We start from the raw sequence: 17,250 nt of genomic DNA on the forward strand, positions 1-17,250 counted from the left end.
GGCCGTGCCATTCTGACCTCGTGCGGCATCGTCAACTGATGGGGGAACGATGCAGGAATTCGATCCCAGGCGCCCAACAGTCCGTTTCGCGCCCAAGGTGCTGGTCGCGATCGCCGGTTTCGCCATGCTCAGCGTGGGCTGGAAACTGACGGCCGGCCCCGCCGCGCCGGGCGCCCGCCCGCTCGATCCTGCCGCCCTCACCGCCCTGCAACATATCGCCTTCGTCCGCGCCGAGGCTCAGCCCGGTTTTGACCACGGCCAGAACATCGCCGTCGAAGTCCGCCCCGGCGAGACCCTGGAAGCCGCCGTGCTGCGCAGCGGCGTGGCCCCCACCGACGCCCGTCTGGCCGTCCGCGTCCTGGCCCAGGCCATGGACACCGTGAACATCCGCGCCGGGATGGACTTCGTCGCATCCGTCGCCCGCCCCCACGACCGTCGCGGCCCGGCCAGGCTGATCGGCCTGTCGATGCGCAACGGCGCGGCCAGCACCCTGACCGTCTCGCGTACCTTCGACGGCGCGCTGCGCCTGCGCGAACTGGAAGAGGTCGTGAAGCCCGAGACCGTGGCGGCCTGCGGCCGGATGCAGGGCTCGTTCCACGAGAGCGCCATGGCGGTCGGCGCCAACGCCGGCGTGATCGCCGAGGCGTCCAAACTGTTCTCGCACAAGATCGACTTCTCGAGCGACATCAAGGCGGGCGACCCGTTCTGCCTGGTGTTCGACCGCACCGTCACCGAGAGCGGCCGCACCGTCGAGGCCGGCGGGCTGCAGTATGCCGAGATCAAGGGCCAGCGTTTCTACGGCTTCACCCGCGCCGACGGGAAGCGGACCTTCCTCGACTCCATCGGCAAGAGCATCAAGGGCTTCCTGCTGCGCGCGCCGGTCGACGGCGCCCGCATCACCTCGAGCTTCGGCATGCGCCGCCACCCGATCCTCGGCTACAACAAGATGCACCAGGGCATCGACTTCGGCGTCGGAACCGGGACGCCGGTCCTGGCGGCCGGCGACGGCGTGGTCGTCGAGTGCCGCCGCTGGAGCGGGTATGGCAACTGGGTCCGCCTTCGTCATGCCGGCGGCTATGAGACGGGCTATGGCCACCTGTCGCGCTTCGGCAAGAGCTGCAAGGCCGGCATGCGCGTGAGCCAGGGCCAGGTGATCGCCTATTCCGGCTCGACCGGCGCCTCGACCGGCCCGCACCTGCACTACGAGGTCTGGCTCAAGGGAAAGCGGGTCAACCCTCTCGGCGCCAAGATCCCGACCGGCACGAGCGTCGATCCGCGCGACGTCGCCGCCTTCAACACCACGAAGAAGCGCATCGAGGCCCTGATCGCCCCGCGTCGCACGGCTGCGGCGATCCCGACGCCGACGGCGCCGACGGTGACCCCGGTGTCGAGCACGCCGGAAGACGCCGTCCCGACCAAGAAGCTCGCCCGGACGGACTTCAGCGCGCCCAGGGCCGGCCTGCGCCCCCGCACGGGGTGAGCCTGTCGACACGACCGGCCCGACCACTGTAAACAGCGGCCCCTTCCCGTCGCTGTTTCCGGATTTCCGCCTTGCGTCTTCCCCAGGCCCGCCTTGACCAGGTGCTCGACCGTTTCCGTGAGATCGAAGCCCGCATGGGCGCTGCCACGGAAGGTCCCGAGATCGTGCGCCTGGGCAAGGAGCACGCGGAGCTGAGGCCGATCGCCGAGGCTGTCCAGGCGCTCGCCAAGGTCCTGGCCGAAAAGCCCGAACTCGAGGCCATGGCCGCCGACACCGACCCGGACATCTCCGAACTGGCCCGCGACGAACTGGAGCGGCTCGAGGCGAAACTGCCGGACATGGAGCGCGACGTCGCTCTACTGCTGGCGCCGCGCGACAAGGACGAGAACGCCTCGGCCATTCTTGAAGTGCGCGCCGGCACCGGCGGCGACGAGGCGGCGCTGTTCGCCGGCGACCTGTTCCGCATGTACCAGCGCTATGCCGCCAACCATGGCTGGCGCGTGGAGATCGACAGCATCTCCGAAGGCGAAATGGGCGGCTTCAAGGAAATCATCGCCTCGGTCACGGGCGACGGCGTGTTCGGCCGGCTGAAGTTCGAGAGCGGCGTGCACCGGGTGCAGCGCGTTCCGGCCACCGAGGCCCAGGGCCGCATCCACACGAGCGCCGCCACAGTGGCTGTCCTGCCCGAGGCCGAGGACGTCGACATCGTCATCAACGACGCCGATCTGCGCATCGACACCTATCGCTCCAGCGGTGCCGGCGGCCAGCACGTCAACAAGACCGACTCGGCGGTGCGCATCACCCACCTGCCCACCGGCGTGGTCGTGACATCCTCGGAAAAGAGCCAGCATGAGAACCGCCGCAAGGCGATGGCCAACCTCAAGGCGCGGCTCTACGACATGCAGCGGCAGGCGCTGGACGACGCCCGCTCCGACTCCCGCAAGAGCCAGGTCGGCAGCGGCGACCGTTCCGAGCGCATCCGCACCTACAACTATCCGCAGGGCCGGGTGACCGACCACCGCATCAATCTGACGCTCTACAACCTGCCCAAGATCATGGAGGGCGAGGCGCTCGACGACGTGATCAACCCGCTGATCGCCGAGGATCAGGCCGAGCGTCTGGCGACGCTGGAAGATAGCTTCGGCTGAGAGTCCATCCCACGACCGTCCAGGCGGGCAGCGGCGGCGGCAAGGCCTTCCTGCAGGGCACTTGCGCGACCATCTGTCCCTCGAAGGTGAACGGCACCGTCGCGTCTTTCGCGCAGAGCGCGGTGACGGCGTCGTAGGCGGCGCTGGTCGCCTCCACGACATTGAATCCTGCGATGGCGTCGACCTGAGGCTCGCCGCTGAGGACGCCGCAATGGTCCCCGCTGTCGAGCTTGATGGCCGGACGGCCGCTGTTGTTCCAGAAGCCGATCGAGCCGTTACAGACCTGCCGCATCAGATGCATGACGAGGATTTCCCGCTCCTGCGCGGCGTCGCGGGTCGGCGTCAGCCGGACGCCCAGTTCAGATAGCGCCGCCACCAGACGCGGCCATCGGTCCGGGCCGCCGGGCTTCATCACCAGAGCGAAGGGATCCTCCGCCGCATCGGTCATGCCGGCCGCGGCCAGAAGCGCCGCGCCGTCATAGGTTCCAGGGCCGGCCTTCGAGGCCTTGAATACTCCGCGCCAGACATCGAACACGTCCCTCTGGCCACCCGATGTCGCCTGGGCCTTGAGGTCAGCGATCCATTCCATCAGCACGCCGCAGTCATAGACGCCGTGGCCCCGCTTCGGTGGCGCGGCGGCAAGTCCCCTGTCGCCCAGCACCATCGCGCAGGCGGACAGGCGCTGGCCGAGCGCCGCGCGGAAATCATCTTCAGAGATCGCGCCGTCCTTCAGCGAAGCACGCAGGGCGGCGTATTCAGCCATGCCCTCGTGCAGCCAGGCTTCGTTCTCACCGTCGCGGGAGACGAACAGCCGGGTGTTCCAGAAATGGAAGAACTCGTGCGTCACGAAATGGGTGACCTCGCCGGCCTTGCCCGGGCCGGCGTCGACCCAGCCGGTCCCGAAGAACCGAAGCGAGGCGACGGGTCCGTCCGTGGTGTCGCCCTGCCAGCCGGCCTTGAAGGTCGGGATCGGGGTGACGATCAGTGTTGGACGGTCGGTCAACGACGTGTCGAGTCGCTGCCCATAGTAGCGGGTCGCGAAGCGGGCGCTCTCGGCGATACCGGTCCTCAGCCAGGCGGGCGTTTCAGGCGCCATGACCAGCGTGGCTGGACCCCTTGTGACATAGGCTGCCGGCCCGACGTAGGCATAACCCTCCGTCGACAGGCCGCCTGTTCGACGGCCGCCGACCGAGACCCAGCCCTTTGGCAGGATGGCCTGCACGGTCACATCGCCCGTGGCCGGTTTGAAATAGGGACCATAGATCTGCCAGCCGATGCCGATGCGGGTAAGCGCCGGGTATCGACGATCGCGCGGCTCGCTGTCGGGCGTCAGCTTCAATGTGAAAGCGCTGAAGGTTTTTCCGTCCCGACGACGCAGCACGCCGTCCGCGAGCACGAAGTCGGCCGCGGGATGCCAGGCATCAGCACGAACGTCGGCGACCGGTTCGTCGAACGTGAAGGCGGAGGTCGGCGCCGGCAAACGGTAGGCCGCCTGTAGGCCGCCATCGACCGGGGTGAGCTCGACCGTCGTGGCGCGCGGCGGCGTTGCGCCTGTGCTGAGAAACAGCGCCGCCACGGCCAGAATGACAACCATCGATCTGCCCATGCGCCTACCCCCGGTTTAGCGCCCAAGGCATAGACGCGGCGCCGACTAGCGTCCAGCAATCGCGCTTGCCCCGTTTCGCCGGCTGGGGCACTCACACGAGATGATATCCACTGTCTCCTCCCTCTACCGTCATCCTGTGAAGGGCTTCACGCCCGAGCGGCTGGCGGCGGCGACTCTGGCCGTCAGCGAGACCTTTCCCGGCGACCGGATGTACGCGGTCGAGGTCGGCGACTGCGGGTTTGATCCCGCCGCGCCAGCTTTCGTGCCGAAGACCAAGTTCGCCGTGCTGGCCCATATCGCCGACGTCGCGAAGGCCCGGACGCGGTACGATGACGCCACCGGCCTGTTCCACGCCACGGCGCCCGGCCACCCCGACTTCGCGGGAGATCTGACCGGCGAGGCCGACCGCGACGCCTTCGCCGCCTGGCTGACCGCCCTGCTGGGCGACGAAGCCCATGCGCCGCTGAAGGTCCTGCGCGCGCCGGGAAGCTGGCGGTTCACGGACCATCCCCTCGGCCATGTGTCGATCATCAACCTGGCCAGCGTGCGCGATCTGGAAGCGAAGATCGGCCGGCCGCTCGATCCCCTGCGCTTCCGGGCCAACCTCTATGTCGAAGGCTGGCCTGCCTGGGCGGAAAACGACTGGAGCGGCCGGACCCTTGCCGTTGGCGGCGCGACCGCCACCGTCTTCAAGCCGATCGTCCGCTGCGCGGCGACCCATGTCGATCCTGCCACTGCCGAGCGCGATATCGAGGTGGTCAAGGCGCTGTTCGACAACTATGGCCACACCCTCTGCGGGATCTATGTGCAGACCACCGCCGCCGGCAGCGTGACCGAAGGCGACGTCCTGGAGCTGATGGCGTGACCACCCTCGTGAAAGCCTGGAAGGCCGGCGGCGAACGGCTGAAGGCTGTCGGCATCGACCAGCCCGCCATCGACGCGCGCCTGATGCTGGAGGTCGCCGCCGAGGTCAGCCGGCTGGAGATCGTCACCGACCCCTACCGTGAGATGACGCCCGAACAGGAAGCGCTCTACGACAGCTATCTCGAACGGCGCAGCCGCCGGGAGCCGGTCAGTCTGATCCTCGGCCGCAAGGGCTTCTGGAAGATCATGCTCAACGTCAACAGCGCGGTGCTGACGCCGCGGCCGGAGACCGAGGTGATCGTCGACGAGGCGCTGAAGGCTTTTCCGGAGCACATGGCCTTCAGCATTCTCGACCTCGGCGTCGGCTCGGGCGCGATCCTGCTGTCGATCCTCGCCGAACGGCCGGCGGCGAAGGGCCTGGGCGTCGACATCTCCGAGGACGCCCTGGCGGTGGCGCGCGAGAACGCCGCCAATCTGGATCTCGACGGCCGGACCGCGCTTCTGCGCGGCGACTGGGCCGCGGGCCTCGGCGACGCGGGCTTCGACCTCGTGGTCGCCAACCCGCCCTACATCCCCAGCGCCGTGATCGAGACGCTCGATCCGGAAGTCCGCGATCACGATCCGCGGCTGGCGCTGGACGGCGGCGAGGACGGCCTCGACCCCTACCGCATTCTGGCGCCCGAGATCCTGCGGGTGCTCAAGCCCGGCGGCATGTTCGCCGTCGAGATCGGCCATGACCAGAGCGCCGCCGTCGAGGCTCTGTTCCGCGAGGCCGGCGCCGCGGGCGTCCGGACGATCAAGGACCTGGGCCTGCGCGACCGCGTTGTCGCGGGTTCCAAAAATCCCTTGGAAACAGGGGCCTGAGGCGCTACATCTGACTCGTCCCCACTCAGAACGCCGTAGAGATTGATCGCAATCAACGGCGGGCGCGCGAGGTCCCCAGAGGACCGGGTCGCGGCGCTGAAAGCCGGGCGAGGACAAAGAACAGCGTCTTTTTCGAAACAACAAGAGCGGGCGGCAAGCCCGAACAGGTATCCAGAACCGGCCCGCGCCAACGACCGCTGTGTCGCGCGCCCGCCGGCAGGTCGAAGGGTAACATGAGAGATTTCAAGGGTATGAAGCGTCAGCGCGGCCGCAATCGCGGCGGCAGCGGAGGCAACAACCAGGGCGGCAAGCCCCAGCACAACGCCAACCGGGCGTTCGATTCCAACGGTCCTGAAGGCATCAAGGTGCGCGGCGCCGCGCAGGGTGTCTTCGAGAAGTACCAGCAGCTGTCCCGCGACGCCGCGTCCGGCGGCGACCGGGTTCTCGCCGAAAACTACCTGCAGCACGCCGAACACTATTTCCGCACGCTGCGCGCCATGCAGCCGCATCGCCCGGTGTCCGACATCGTCGGTCGCGAGCAGTTCTCCTCGGGCTTCGACATCGATTTCGAGGCCGAGCCGGAAGATCCGCCCGAAGGCGGCTATGTCCCGGAGACGGAGAACAACGACAGCGGCGACGGTCAGCGCGACAACAACAACGGCAATCGCGACAACAACCAGAATGGCCAACGGTTCGAGAACCGTCCGCGCGACGGCCAGCGGTTCGAAGGCCGTGATCGCCAGCGGGACGACCGTCCTCGGGATGATCGTCCCCGGGATGATCGTCCTCAGCGCGATGACCGGCCGCGCGACGATCGGCCCCAGCAGCAGCAACAGTCCCGGGACGACCGTCCCCGCGCCGAAGGCGAAGGCGGCGGCCGTCGTGACCGCTGGCGCGAGCGCGATGAGCGCCGTGAGCGCGAACGCGCCGAAGCGGCGGCCCGCGATCCGCTGGCCGTTGTCGAGCCCCAGGCCGCCGCGCCGCTGGCGCCCGAACCGACGATCAGCGAGTCGCCGCGTCTGCGCGGTCAGGACGGCGCCGTGAGCGAACTGCCGGCCTTCCTCGGTCGTCCGGCCGCCGCCAGCGACGATGCGCCCGCCGAAGAGGCCAAGAAGCCCCGCCGTCGCCGCGCCCCGCGCACGTTCGAGGGTGGCGAAGGCGCCAAGCCCGAGACGGAAGAAGCGTAGCCCTGAGATGCTCCCCCTTTGGGGGAGCTGTCCGCAAGGCGGACTGAGGGGGTCCCCCGGTATTTGAGCGGCCCCCCTCCGTCTCGGCTGTCGCCGAGCCACCTCCCCCGATGGGGAGGATCTATTCCCCCGCCATCCCCGCCGCCGTCTCCAGCGCGCCGATCAGCGCCGGGACGCAGCAGGCGTTGAGGAAATGGTCGCCGCCCGGAACGGACACCATCGCCGTCGGCGCCGATCCGCGGCTGGCCGCCAGCGCCTTCGCGGACGCGATCGGCACGAAGGTGTCGGCTTCGCCATGCAACACCACCACCGGGATCGTCAGCGCCGTCAGTGCGGCCCGGGCCGCCGGAAGCTGCGGCGGCTGGCCCTTCACCTCGGCGATCGAGTTCTTCAGGTCGCGGGGCAGCATCGGCCGGACCATGCCGCCCAGTCCCGTCAGCCGACGCGCGGTCGCGCCGCGCTCGCCGTAGAACGGGCTCATCAGCACCAGCGCCTGGACGCGGTCGGGATAGCGGGCCGCCATCAGGGTCGCGATCGGCGCGCCATAGGACTGGCCGACGAGGATCAGCTTCTGTCCGGGCGCGGCCTCCAGCAGGGCGGACATCGCCTCGGCCTGGTCGCTGATCGAGCCGACGACGCCCTGCGGCTCGCTGAGCGCGAAACCCGGCCGGTCGACGACGGTCATGGAGAACTGTTGCGGCAGCGCGGCCAGCACCGGGGCCCAGAATTCCGACCACGAGGGCGTGCCGGTGATGACCACCACCTTCCACGGCGCGGCGCGGGGCGTGGCGAGGGTCGACAATTTCCACGGATGGCCAACGGCCTGAACCGCCGTTCGCGTCATGGTTCCGGCCGGGTAGTCGGCGGACGTCGGGAAGCGCTCGACCTTGGTCGCGCAGCCGGAGAGGACAGCGGCGGTCACGGCGACGACGAGCATGCGGACAACAGGGTGCAAGGCGAACTCCTTCGGCCGCGAAGCTACTCGCGCCATGCGACCGCATGAAGTTAAGCCTTGGTCAGACTTCGCACCGTCATCCTGGGCCTTGTGCCCAGGATCCCTCCCGACGTGTTCCGAACCCGTCAGACTGGAATGCCGACCTTGCGGCTGAACGAGGGATCCTCGCCACAAGGGCGAGGATGACGGGACTGGATGGTCAGGCCGCGACGGGCGTCTAAAGCCCTAGCTTACCATCCCGGCCAGGCGGCCGCGGATGATGCCCTCGGCTTCCGAGACGATCCGCTCGACCAGGTCCTTCACCGTCGGAATGTCGTGGATCAGACCCTGGACCATGCCGGCCGACCAGATGCCGCCCTGGGTGTCGCCGTTGGCCAGGGCGTCGCGGCCCCGCGTGCCGGCGACCAGGTGCTGGACGTCCTCGAACTTGGCCCCGCCCTTGCGCTCGATCTCGACCACGGCCTGGCTGACCTCGTTGCGCATGACGCGGGCGGTGTTGTGCAGGGTGCGGAAGATCAGGTCGGTCTGGCGCTCGTCGTTGGCGACCATCTGTTCCTTGAAGGCCATCGGGATCGGCGCTTCCTGGGTCACGCAGAAGCGGGTGCCCATGTTGATGCCGTCGGCGCCCAGCGCCAGGGCCGCGACCAGGCCGCGCGCGTCGGCGATGCCGCCTGAGGCCAGCATCGGGATCTTCACCTTGTCGGCGGCGGCGGCGATCAGGATCAGGCCGGGGATGTCATCCTCGCCCGGGTGGCCGGCGCATTCGAAGCCGTCGATCGAGATGGCGTCGACGCCCATCCGCTCCGCGCTCAGGGCGTGGCGGACGGCGGTGCATTTGTGGATAACCTTGATGCCGTGCGCCTTGAAGTCGTCGACGTGCTCCTGCGGCTTGTAGCCGGCGGTCTCGACGGCCTTGATGCCGCTCTCGATGATGGCGGCGCGGTATTCGGCATAGGGCGGCGGCTTGATCGCCGGCAGGATGGTCAGGTTCACGCCGAACGGCTTGTCGGTCAGATCCTTGGTGCGTTGGATTTCCTTCGCAAGGTCTTCCGGCGTCGGCTGGGTCAGGGCGGTGATGAAGCCCAGCGCCCCGGCGTTGGCCACGGCCGCCACGAGTTCGGCCTTGCCGACCCATTGCATGCCGCCCTGGGCGATGGGGTGCTCAACGCCGAACAGTTCCGTGAAACGGGTCTTGATGGCCATGGTGTTCCTCTCCCGAACAATCGTTTGAGAGAGACTGGCCATGTCACGCCACGTCAGGCAAGAGGCGGAAGTTCGGCGTCAGCCGTGGGACGGAACCATGCCGATGGACCCCGGCGGGTCGCTGTCGGCGGGACCTGCCCAGTCCGGCAGGAAGGCCTCGAGCTCAAGGGTCCGTTCAACGGTCCGCTGGAGCACGCACATATTGGCGGTGATGGTGGAGATCGACCCCCAGTCGGGGCTGTAGCGCGCGGCGCAGTCCGCGTCGCGGAAGGCGATCCAGGCGCGCTGGGCTTTCTGCAGACCAGACTTCTGGTCCGGCGTCATGTCGGCGACGAGTGAGCGGTAGGCGGTGTTCAGAGCCGCATCCTGGATCTTCAGCTCGCCGTCGATGCACTGAACCATGCCCATCGTCGACGACCCGTCGGGGGAGTCGAGGCAGGTCTGGAAGGCGGGTGTGTAGCGGGTCTCGACGGCGGTCTTCTCGGCGGCCATCGCGGGCGTGGCTGTCAGCAACGCGAACGCGGCGAGCATCGCAAAGGTCTTCATGCCACACCCGTCTTTCCGATGGCGTAGTAGCGCTCCGCCCGCTGGCTGAGCAGGGCATCCGCGGACAGGGGCGACAGCAGGGCCAGTTCTTCCTCGATGGCGTCGCCGACGGCCTTGATCGCCACCTCCGGATCGGAATGGGCCCCGCCGGCGGGTTCCTCGATGATCCGGTCGACCACGCCTGTCTTGATCAGGTCCTGGGCCGTGATGTGCATCTGCTCGGCCGCGTCCTTGGCCCGGGCCCCGTCGCGCCACAGGATCGAGGCCGCTCCCTCGGGGCTGATCACCGAATAGATCGAGTGTTCGAGGATCAGCACCTTGTTGCCGGCGGCGATGCCGATGGCCCCGCCGCTCATGCCCTCGCCGGTGATCGTCGCGATCATCGGCGTCTGCAGCGTCAGGCAGCGTTCGGTGCCGCGGGCGATGGCCTCGGCCTGGCCGCGCTCCTCGGCGCCCAGGCCCGGATAGGCGCCGGCCGTGTCGATAAAGGTCAGCACCGGCAGGTTGAACTGCTCGGCCATGTCCATGAGGCGGACGGCCTTGCGATAGCCCTCGGGCCGGGCCATGCCGAAATTGTGCTTCAGGCGGGTGGTGGTGTCGTGGCCCTTTTCCTGGCCGATGACCATCACCGGCTGGCCGCGGAAGCGACCGAGGCCGCCGATGACCGCCTGGTCGTCGGCGAACTTGCGGTCGCCGCGCAGCTCGACGAACTCGTCGATCAGGCCGGCGAGGTAGTCGACGAAGTGCGGCCGCTCGGGATGACGCGCCACCTGGGTCTTCTGCCAGGGCGTCAGGCGCGCATAGGACTCCTTGCGCAGCTCGCCCAGCCGCGCGCGCAAGGCGTCGATCTCGCTGTCGAACGATCCCGCGCCGGCCGTGTCGGAGAGCTTCGACAGCTCCTCGATCTTGCCTTCCAGCTCGGCGATCGGCTTTTCGAACTCGAGATAGTGCTGAACCATGAATCGCCTGACGCGGGCTGCCCCTGTGAGGGGGCGAAACTAGAGGGTGGCGGGGGGACGGGCAAGCTGGGCCTGCGCCCTGCCCCCTTCCCTCCGCGCCGCCCGCCGTGCATCCTGCTTCAAACAATCGTTTGAAGGAAACAGCACCATGAGCAAGCTCAAGGGCCGGGTGGCCATCATCACCGGCGCGGCCAGCGGCATCGGCCGGGCGTCGGCGCAGCTGTTCGCCGAGGCCGGCGCGACCGTCGTGCTGGCGGACGTGTCGGACAAGGTCAACGAGACGCTGGAGCTGGTGACAAAGGCCGGCGGTCGCGGCGTCGCCATCGTCGGCGATGTCGCCACGACGGACGTGCTGAACAAGGCCATCGAGGCGGCGGAGATGCTCGGCGGCGTGGACATCATGTTCGCCAACGCCGGCGTGTCCGGCGGCCTTCCGGGCCTGTTCGACCTGACCGCCGAGCACTGGACCGAGGTGCTACGCATCAACACGGTCGGCGTGTTCCTCGCGGTCCAGGCCGCCGCCCGACTGATGGTCGCGCGCGGCAAGGGCTCGATCATCTGCACCGCCAGCGTCGCCGGCATCCGCTCCGGCGCGGGCGGCATGCCCTACAGCGCCTCCAAGGCGGGCGTGATCAGCATCGTCCAGACCGGCGCCAACCAGCTGGCCGGCACGGGCGTACGGATCAACGCCATCTGCCCGGGCCTGACCGAAACCGGCATGACCCAGTTCATGTTCGACCGCGCCCGCGAGCGCGGCACCGAGGGCAAGATCGGCCAGCTCAATCCGCTGCGCCGGGGCGCCGTTCCGGAGGAAATCGCCCGCGTGGCCCTGTTCCTGGCCTCGGACGACGCCAGCTACGTCAACGGCCAGTTCATCGCCGTGGATGGCGGGCTGTCGAGCTCGCACCCGGTGGTGCCAGGGAAGATGGCCTAGGCCGCGTCTTCACCGAACGCTGACACAATCCGAAGCGCAACATGACTTGAGCCGCCGGGCGACCGGAGGCTGTATGCGCCCGCTTGTCGGAGGAACAGCATGTCACTCTTTGCCGGTCTGTCGGCCTTTCCCATCACGCCCGCGACGCCGGAAGGGCGGGTCATCGAGGCCGACCTGCGGGGCATTCTTCGCGCCATCGAAGACGGCGGCGCGGACTCGGTCGGCCTGCTCGGCAGCACGGGGACCTACATGTTCCTGGACCGCGACGAGCGGCGGCGCGCGACGGCCATCGCGGTGGAGACCCTGACCGACACTCCGGTGATCGTCGGTGTTGGCGCCCTGCGCACGGACCAGGCGCAGGCGCTGGCGAAGGACGCCGCGGCGGAAGGCGCAGCGGGCCTGCTGCTGGCGCCGGTCAGCTACACGCCGCTGACCGACGAGGAGGTGTTCCGGCACTTCGCCGCCGTGGCGTTGGTCACCGACACGCCGATCGTCATCTACAACAATCCGGGCACAACCAACTTCACCTTCAGTCCCGAGCTCGTGGCGCGTCTGGCGGACGCCATCCCCAGCGTGGCGGCGATCAAGCTTCCGCTGCCGAAGGGAGACATCGGCGTCGACCTGAAACGCTATCGCGACGCCGCGCCCCGGCTGACGATCGGCTACAGCGGCGACTGGGGCTGCAAGGACGGGCTGCTCGCCGGCGCGGACACCTGGTTCAGTGTCTCTGCCGGCCTGTTCCCGGAACGGGCCGCCGCCCTGACCGCCGCCGCGCGACGCGGCGACCGAGCCGAGGCCGACCGCCTCGACGCGGTCTTCGCGCCCTTGTGGGAGGTGTTCAGGAGCGTCGGCGGGATGCGCGCCATGTACGCCGTCGCCAATCACCTCGGCCTGACAGCCGCCCAGCCGCCGCTGCCGGTCCTGCCTCTGGCCGGCGAGATACAGGCGAAGGCCGTGGCGGCGGTCGCGGCGCTCTAGTCTTCCCGCACCCGGACGATCATCGACTGGCTGGCCACGGCCAGCAGCTCGCCGGTCTGCGCGAACAGGTTCATGGACCCGTGGCCGACGCCGGCGTGAACGCCGCTGATGTGGATGTCAGCCAGAACCCAGCGGGTGGGAACCAGCGACAGGACCCTGAGCGTGTTGTCCAGGCTGTTGCCGCCGGCCTGCAGGCCGAGCGCCGGTCCCAGGCCTGAAGGCACATAGTCGGCGAACACGGCCAGCAGGCTGGCGTCGACCGGATGCTCCTCGCGGGTCTGCAACCACATCTGCATGCGGCCATCAGCGTTCGGCTGACCGGTGCGGCTGTCGATGCCGTAGGCGCCGCCGGCGGTGCGGATCTCGATCCGGCGGTTGAGGTTGTCCCCCTGGTCCGGCCACAGGCGGACCGGGTCGCAGTCATCTGGCGGCGGCAGGACCGGCATCTTCGCCCATTGCATGGAGGCCCCGCCCGGCCGCGCGCCCAGCGCCGCGTAGACGGTGAAGATCTCGCTCTCGCCGACGTGGCCCTTCACGCTGGCCTGGGTGGTGTATTTGCCCGCGGCGGCGATCCAGACGTCGAAATCCACGATCGACGGCGGCCGGGCGTAGGACAGGTACTGCGCCGTGGCCCAGATCACCGGCCGGCCGCAGGTCTGTTCCAGCGCCGAGATCGACGCCGCCAGACCGACGCCGCCGTACATGAACATGTGCCCCTCTGGCCCGACGCAGACCTTCGGTGTCAGCGGCATGTGCCAGCGGTGGGGATTGTGCGAGGCGCGGAGGTCGAAGAAGGGCGTGGACATGAGGGCGGTTTAGCGGACGCGGCGGGATTGGGAATAGGGCGTAGGAGTAGGGAGTAGGGAGTAGTTTCACCTGCTCGCACCGCAGGCGCCGCGCCTGGCCTGTGCTACTCCCTATTCCCGACGCCCTACTCCATCGCCGCAACGGCAGTGCAAAGGTCCAGCGCATGGACGCCCCCGCCCGCCCGATCATCCCGCCCGCGCCCTATGTCCATCCGGAGGACCTGTCGACGCCGCGGCTGGTGGTGGCGACGCTTAGCAACACGCTCGGCAACTGGTCGAAGAACGCCTTCGACATCCCCTACGGCCGCCGCAAGGTGCTGGGAGTCGACAGTCTGCTGGTCAACGACCCTGCGGCGATCCGCGAGGTCATGCAGACCGGCATGAGCCACTTCATCCGCCCGCTCGCCGCTGTTCGACCGGTGCGGCCGCTGGCCGGCGAAGGAGTATTGCTGGCCGAGGGGCTGCCTTGGCGCGGCCAGCGCCGGATGCTGGCCCCCGCCTTCACGCCCGGAAGCGTCGAGTCCCTGCTGCCGCACTTCCACGCCGCCGCCGACAGTCTGGCCGCGCGCCTGACCGGCCAGACCCGCGCCAACCTCGCCGACGCCTACCACCAGGCAGCGCTGGAGGCGGTGCTGCGCTCGCTGTTCTCGCTTTCGGCGGGCCCGGAGCAGATCGAACTGGCGGCCATGGTTCGTGACTACGTCGCCACCGCCGGCCGGCCGTCCTTCCTCGACGGGTTCGCCCGGTCCGAGAGTGACTTCGCCTTCGCCGGCGGGGCGCGTCGCCGGTTCCAGAAGCGCTGGTTCGCCGCCGTCGACCGCCTGGTCGCCGCGCGCCGCGCCGAGCCGCCGGGCGCCGACCACGACGACCTGCTCGACCGGCTGCTGGCCGTGCGCGACGCCGGGACGGGCCAGCCCCTGTCCGACGCCGAGGTGCGCGACCAATGCGCCACCATGTTGTTCGCCGGCTTCGAGACCACCTCGCGCCTGCTGTTCTGGGCCAGCTATCTGCTGGCGCTCGACGGCGCCGAACAGAGCCGGCTGCGGGCCGAGGTGCGCGCCTTTCCGTGCGACCGTCTGACCACGCTTGAAGACCTGCAGCACTGGCCGCGCCTCAAGATGGTGCTGCTCGAAGCCCTGCGCCTCTACCCGCCCGTGCCGATCATCATGCGCCAGGTGGCCGACCCGGTCGTGCTGTGCGGCGAGAGCCTCGGAAAGGGCTGTCTGGTCTGGATCAGCCCCTGGGTGATGCACCGGCACACGGGCTACTGGGACAACCCGACCGCCTTCATGCCGGACCGGTTCGCCGGCAAGGCCCAGCCGTGGGTCAGCGAGCCGGCCTACCTGCCGTTCGGCGCCGGCCCGCGCATCTGCATCGGCGCCGCCTTTGCCCTGGCCGAGGCGTCGATCATGCTGGCAAAGGTGCTGGAGCGGTTCGAGTTTTCACTTGAGAGCGACCGTCCGGTGATGCCGGTCGGCGGGGTGACCACCGCGCCGGACCATGAACCATGGTTCAGGGTGGACCCCATCGACTGACGTCTTTCTTTCCCCAGCGAAAATCCGGGTAATGAGACGGCATGGGACGATTTCACGAAGATTCCGCCGTCGTTGAAGCCAACGGCGTTCTGACCGCCACCCTTTCCCGGGACTGGGAGATCTGGGGGCCGAACGGCGGCTATGTCGCCGCCATCGCCCTGCGCGCGGCCGGGACCCTGGCGCCGGAGGGGCATCGGCCGGCCAGCTTTTCCTGCCAGTACCTGTCCGTGGGCGCCTTCGGCCCGGCGCAGGCTGAGGTTCGCGTGCTCAAGGCCGGACGGTCGGCGGTCTGCTTCGCCGTGGAGCTGTCGCAGGCGGGCAAACCCTTTCTGACCGCCCAGGTCTGGACCACCAACCGTGAGGGCGGCCCGGAGATGGCGGCGGCCCTTCCGCCGGAGTCCCCGCCGCCGGCCGACCTCAAGCCGAACGAGCACTACCTGCCCGCCGACGCGCCCAAACATCCCTTCTGGGCCAATTTCGAGACCCGGCCTCTGGTCTGGATTCCGTGGGGCGAGCGACTGGCGCCCGGCGCGCCGATCCGGCAGTGGCAGCGGTTCCTGGACTTCGAGGCTGTCGATGTGTTCGCCGACTGCGCCCGGTCGCTGGTGCTGATCGACACCATCCTCTGGCCGGCCCATCGCCGGGCCCAGCCGCCGGAAGCCGACTACATCGCCCCGAGCCTCGATCTGGCGGTCTGGTTCCACGAAGACCCGAAGGGGGCCGACTGGCTGCTGGTCGACGCGCGTTCGGAAAAGGCCCATGGCGGCCTGATTCACGGCAGCGGCCAGGTCTGGAGCGAGGACGGCCGTCTGCTGGCCAGCGGCAACGGCCAGATGCTTCACACGCCGCGACGGCCGGGCTAGCTACGCGCCGCCGTAGCCATCACGACGTGGCGAGCCTGTCACATTCGGACAACCAGAGCGGCCTGCAATGGCCGCACGTTGGAAGATCAGCATTGCGCGCGATCAGGGAAGCGGCCAACATTACTCATCCCAAGATCGCAATGCGAGCGTTGACGATGAACCAGCTGAATCTGAACAGCATCGCCGTTGCCTCACTCGGGCTTGGCGCTCTTCTCGGGGGCGAGCTCGACCGCAGCGGCTCGACCTTGAACGCCCACGTTCACTTGTCGTCGTCTGCCGTGGCTGGGACTCTGATCGTCGCAGCCGTCGGCCTGAGGCTCGCCTCACTCTGGGTCGACCGCAAATCCGGCATCGTCGACCAGGCGACAAAGGCGCCCTAGGACCACGATTGCCCGCTGAAACACCGGCCTCAACGGTACCCCTTGAAGGTCAGCAAGCCGCCGATCAGCAGCAGCGCCGCGAACACCCCCCAGGTCGCGGGCCCCTCGGCCAGTTGGGTCGCGGCGGGAAAGGCCATCCGGTAGAAGCCCGCGAGCACGAAGGCCCAGCCGCACAGCGTCACCAGGGTCGAAAGGCTCCACGTCCAGCGCGCATAGGCTTGCAGGATCGCGACGCCTGCGATGAACAGCAACGTGCCGTCCAGATAGACCACCGGCGCGGGGTTGCCGGCGAACAGACGGAGATTGGGCGCCTCGGTCAGGGTCAGCACAACCAGTGTGGGACCAAGCACCCGTGACAGCCGCCGGGATATTTCCATGTCGAAGGCCCTTGCCGCCTGAGGTCGAGCCAAGTCTGCCGGGGCGCCGCCCGGGCTGCGTTGCGCTGGGTCAAACGGTCATGGGAGACATCCACCGAAGGTACGTGTCCCCTACGCCGGCTTCACCCGCTCGAACGCCCTGACGGCATCGATGAACGCCGCCGGCACGGGCACCGGCTTCTGCTCACCTTCCGTCGCGCAAACGTATGTGTTGCGCACATCGCAGATCAGCTCATCGCCCCGGAAGGCGGCGATCCGGAACAGGAAGCTGGTCCGACCAAAGCGCGCCGCCCGCACGCCGAGCGTCAGCTCGTCATCGAACCGGGCCGAGGCGCGGAAATCGGTGTTGGCGTTGACCGCGAAGATGTCGGCCCCGTGCGGCAGCAACGCCTGCGGATAGGGGAATCCCACCGCCCGCATGTACTCGGTCATCGCGACGTCCGCGTAGGTCAGATAGTGCGGATTGAACACGATCCCCTGCATGTCGCACTCCGACCACCGCACCCGCAGGGGCATGGTGAAGGTGAAGTCCGAGAGGACAGCAGGCGGTTCGCGCTCGGCCACG

18 protein-coding genes are annotated in these 17,250 nt (G+C 68.8%); 10 read left to right on the top strand and 8 right to left on the bottom strand.

Annotated elements, in window-relative coordinates:
- The first annotated feature begins 49 nt into the window (after positions 1 to 49).
- Entirely contained in the window at positions 50 to 1,480 is a 1,431-nt protein-coding gene (locus tag ACODSL_RS06690; RefSeq protein WP_488899884.1) for a peptidoglycan DD-metalloendopeptidase family protein, read from the top strand.
- 71 nt (positions 1,481 to 1,551) lie between these two features.
- Complete coding sequence (gene prfA, locus ACODSL_RS06695; protein ID WP_488899885.1) at positions 1,552 to 2,628, top strand: peptide chain release factor 1; 1,077 nt, start codon at positions 1,552 to 1,554, stop codon at positions 2,626 to 2,628.
- Here prfA and ACODSL_RS06700 read toward each other — a convergent pair.
- A complete protein-coding gene (locus tag ACODSL_RS06700; RefSeq protein WP_488899886.1) occupies positions 2,564 to 4,234 on the bottom strand; it encodes a hypothetical protein in 1,671 nt (556 codons plus the stop codon). The genes prfA and ACODSL_RS06700 overlap by 65 nt on opposite strands.
- Positions 4,235 to 4,334: 100 nt before the next feature.
- On the opposite strand from ACODSL_RS06700, the gene ACODSL_RS06705 reads away from it, so the two are divergent.
- The 3 genes from ACODSL_RS06705 (at position 4,335) to ACODSL_RS06715 (ending at position 7,149) form a co-directional block, all read left to right on the top strand.
- Positions 4,335 to 5,099, top strand: coding sequence for an MOSC domain-containing protein (locus ACODSL_RS06705; RefSeq protein ID WP_488899887.1), 765 nt, complete (start codon positions 4,335 to 4,337; stop codon positions 5,097 to 5,099).
- A complete protein-coding gene (gene prmC / locus ACODSL_RS06710) occupies positions 5,096 to 5,962 on the top strand; it encodes a peptide chain release factor N(5)-glutamine methyltransferase (RefSeq protein WP_488899888.1) in 867 nt (288 codons plus the stop codon). Before ACODSL_RS06705 ends, prmC begins: the two co-directional genes overlap by 4 nt.
- 233 nt (positions 5,963 to 6,195) lie before the next feature.
- Positions 6,196 to 7,149, top strand: a complete 954-nt coding sequence (locus ACODSL_RS06715) for a DUF4167 domain-containing protein (RefSeq protein ID WP_488899889.1) — start codon at positions 6,196 to 6,198, stop codon at positions 7,147 to 7,149.
- Between the two features lie 121 nt (positions 7,150 to 7,270).
- On the opposite strand, the gene ACODSL_RS06720 is transcribed toward ACODSL_RS06715, so the two are convergent.
- The 4 genes from ACODSL_RS06720 to ACODSL_RS06735 form a co-directional block, all read right to left on the bottom strand.
- Positions 7,271 to 8,104 (bottom strand): alpha/beta fold hydrolase, encoded by an 834-nt coding sequence (locus ACODSL_RS06720; protein ID WP_488899890.1) that lies wholly within the window; start codon positions 8,102 to 8,104, stop codon positions 7,271 to 7,273.
- 225 nt (positions 8,105 to 8,329) lie between these two features.
- Positions 8,330 to 9,307 carry an NAD(P)H-dependent flavin oxidoreductase gene (locus ACODSL_RS06725; RefSeq protein WP_488899891.1) on the bottom strand — a complete coding sequence of 326 codons (978 nt, stop codon included), beginning with the start codon at positions 9,305 to 9,307 and terminating at the stop codon, positions 8,330 to 8,332.
- A 78-nt stretch (positions 9,308 to 9,385) separates the two neighbouring features.
- A complete protein-coding gene (locus ACODSL_RS06730) occupies positions 9,386 to 9,853 on the bottom strand; it encodes a lysozyme inhibitor LprI family protein (RefSeq protein ID WP_488899892.1) in 468 nt (155 codons plus the stop codon).
- Positions 9,850 to 10,812 carry an acetyl-CoA carboxylase carboxyltransferase subunit alpha gene (locus ACODSL_RS06735; protein ID WP_488899893.1) on the bottom strand — a complete coding sequence of 321 codons (963 nt, stop codon included), beginning with the start codon at positions 10,810 to 10,812 and terminating at the stop codon, positions 9,850 to 9,852. The genes ACODSL_RS06730 and ACODSL_RS06735 overlap by 4 nt, the downstream gene beginning before the upstream one ends.
- A gap of 148 nt (positions 10,813 to 10,960) precedes the next feature.
- On the opposite strand from ACODSL_RS06735, the gene ACODSL_RS06740 reads away from it, so the two are divergent.
- The gene (locus tag ACODSL_RS06740) at positions 10,961 to 11,746 is read left to right on the top strand and encodes an SDR family NAD(P)-dependent oxidoreductase (RefSeq protein WP_488899894.1); all 786 of its coding nucleotides are present in this window, start codon (positions 10,961 to 10,963) and stop codon (positions 11,744 to 11,746) included.
- 99 nt (positions 11,747 to 11,845) lie between these two features.
- Positions 11,846 to 12,724, top strand: a complete 879-nt coding sequence (locus ACODSL_RS06745; protein WP_488899895.1) for a dihydrodipicolinate synthase family protein — start codon at positions 11,846 to 11,848, stop codon at positions 12,722 to 12,724.
- Here ACODSL_RS06745 and ACODSL_RS06750 read toward each other — a convergent pair.
- Positions 12,721 to 13,530, bottom strand: a complete 810-nt coding sequence (locus tag ACODSL_RS06750) for an acyl-CoA thioesterase (protein WP_488899896.1) — start codon at positions 13,528 to 13,530, stop codon at positions 12,721 to 12,723. The two genes, ACODSL_RS06745 and ACODSL_RS06750, sit on opposite strands and share 4 nt — an antisense overlap.
- A 164-nt stretch (positions 13,531 to 13,694) precedes the next feature.
- Between ACODSL_RS06750 and ACODSL_RS06755 the strand changes: the two genes are divergently transcribed.
- The 3 genes from ACODSL_RS06755 to ACODSL_RS06765 all read left to right on the top strand — a co-directional run bounded on the left by ACODSL_RS06755 (position 13,695) and on the right by ACODSL_RS06765 (position 16,308).
- Positions 13,695 to 15,065 carry a cytochrome P450 gene (locus ACODSL_RS06755; protein WP_488899897.1) on the top strand — a complete coding sequence of 457 codons (1,371 nt, stop codon included), beginning with the start codon at positions 13,695 to 13,697 and terminating at the stop codon, positions 15,063 to 15,065.
- Between the two features lie 41 nt (positions 15,066 to 15,106).
- A complete protein-coding gene (locus ACODSL_RS06760; RefSeq protein ID WP_488899898.1) occupies positions 15,107 to 15,928 on the top strand; it encodes a thioesterase family protein in 822 nt (273 codons plus the stop codon).
- A gap of 92 nt (positions 15,929 to 16,020) precedes the next feature.
- The gene (locus ACODSL_RS06765; RefSeq protein WP_488899899.1) at positions 16,021 to 16,308 is read left to right on the top strand and encodes a hypothetical protein; all 288 of its coding nucleotides are present in this window, start codon (positions 16,021 to 16,023) and stop codon (positions 16,306 to 16,308) included.
- A 29-nt stretch (positions 16,309 to 16,337) separates the two neighbouring features.
- On the opposite strand, the gene ACODSL_RS06770 is transcribed toward ACODSL_RS06765, so the two are convergent.
- A complete protein-coding gene (locus ACODSL_RS06770) occupies positions 16,338 to 16,685 on the bottom strand; it encodes a hypothetical protein (protein WP_488899900.1) in 348 nt (115 codons plus the stop codon).
- Positions 16,686 to 16,796: 111 nt separating this feature from the next.
- A complete protein-coding gene (locus ACODSL_RS06775) occupies positions 16,797 to 17,249 on the bottom strand; it encodes an acyl-CoA thioesterase (protein ID WP_488899901.1) in 453 nt (150 codons plus the stop codon).
- Position 17,250 lies beyond the last annotated feature (1 nt).

The organism is Caulobacter sp. FG121 (assembly GCF_057809815.1).